At 63.1% G+C, this 1,563-nt stretch carries 1 protein-coding gene and 1 pseudogene; both read left to right on the top strand.

Annotation, left to right across the window (positions count from 1 at the left end; genetic code table 11):
• A pseudogene (locus tag EN932_RS35735) lies at nt 1–1,096 on the top strand (DNA ligase-associated DEXH box helicase); the annotation flags it as partial.
• A partial coding sequence (locus tag EN932_RS35730; RefSeq protein ID WP_128369503.1) for a metallophosphoesterase occupies nt 1,093–1,563 on the top strand: 471 nt, incomplete at its 3' end. The pseudogene EN932_RS35735 and the gene EN932_RS35730, both read left to right, overlap by 4 nt.

Below are 1,563 nucleotides of genomic sequence, written 5' to 3'. Positions count from 1 at the left end.
GTCCAATCCGCGCGTCGCCCAGCAATACAGGCTGAATGTCGGCACCATCATCGAGGTGCCGGCGCTGAATGTTCGATATGTGCAGGCCGGCAGCAAAGGCGCGGCTTCGCGTGGCGGCCGGGTCCTCGGCAAGATCGAGGAGGCCTTCCTCGAAACGTTGACGCATGGCGACACGTTCATGTTCGCCGGCAAGGTGCTGCGCTTCGAGGGCATCCGCGAGAATGAATGCTTCGTGTCGAACGCGCCGGGCAGCGATGCCAAGGTGCCCTATTATGGAGGCGGCAAGTTTCCGCTTTCGACCTATCTCGCCGAACAGGTCCGCATCATGCTCGATGACCCGCAGCGATGGAAAAAGCTGCCCGAGCAGGTCGCCGACTGGCTGCGCTTCCAGGCCGACAAATCGGTGCTGCCCAAGCGCGACGACCTGCTGATCGAGACCTTTCCACGAGGCAACCGCCACTATCTGGTGGCTTACCCGTTCGAGGGCAGGCTGGCGCACCAGACGCTCGGCATGCTGCTCACCCGCCGCCTCGACAGGGCAGGAGCCAGGCCGCTCGGCTTCGTCGCCACCGATTATGCGCTGGCTATATGGTCACTGGGCGACATGGGCGCGATGTTCAAAGCCAGGAAGCCTTCGCTGAGCGCACTTTTCGACCAGGACATGCTGGGCGACGACCTCGAAGCCTGGCTTGCCGACAGCTGGCTTCTCAAGCGCACCTTCCGCAACTGCGCTCTGATTTCCGGATTGATCGAGAAACGCCACCCTGGCCAGGAGAAGAGCGGCCGCCAGGTCACGGTCTCGACCGACCTGATCTATGACGTGCTGCGCAGCCATGAACCGGACCACATCCTGCTGCAGGCGACGCGTGCCGATGCGGCGGCCGGCCTGCTCGATGTCAGCAGACTTGCCGACATGCTCTCGCGCATCCAGGGTCGAATCGTGCATAAGGCACTCGAACAGATATCGCCGCTCGCCGTGCCGATCATGCTCGAGATCGGCAAGATGCCGGTGAACGGCGAAGCCGATGAGACATTGCTGATGGATGCGGCGTCGCTGGTCGCAGAGGCCATGGGGCCGGAGATGGTCGAGGAATGAATTTTTCGCTGGCGCGCACATCGCTGATCGCCGAGGCCGATCTTGTCGGCATATCAGGCGAACGCGCCGTCTGCGACCCGCGCGGCGTGCTTTATTTTCCGGATCTGCGGCTTCTGGCCGTGTCCGACCTGCATCTGGAAAAGGGCTCGTCGCTGGCACGCCGCGGCACGCTGATTCCGCCCTATGACACCGGCGCGACCTTGCTGCGATTGCAGGCCGTCATCGCTGACTACCAGCCGTCGATCGTCATCAGCCTGGGCGACAGCTTTCACGATGGCGGCGGCGCCCAACGCATGCATGCAAGTTTCCGAGAGCGGCTGGAAGGGCTGATATCAGGCCGGCAATGGTTCTGGGTCGCCGGCAATCATGACCCGGAAGCGCCAGCCGACCTGCCTGGCGAGACGGTGCGTGAACTTGCTATAGGCTCGCTGCTGTTCCGGCATGAGCCATCGAAGCAGCGTGTCGAA

It is taken from the genome of Mesorhizobium sp. M7A.F.Ca.US.002.01.1.1 (assembly GCF_004022955.1).
GTDB classification, from domain to species: Bacteria; Pseudomonadota; Alphaproteobacteria; order Rhizobiales; family Rhizobiaceae; genus Mesorhizobium; species Mesorhizobium ciceri.
The sequence above is the reverse complement of the archived record's forward strand: the minus strand, read 5'-3'. Positions and strand labels throughout refer to the sequence as shown.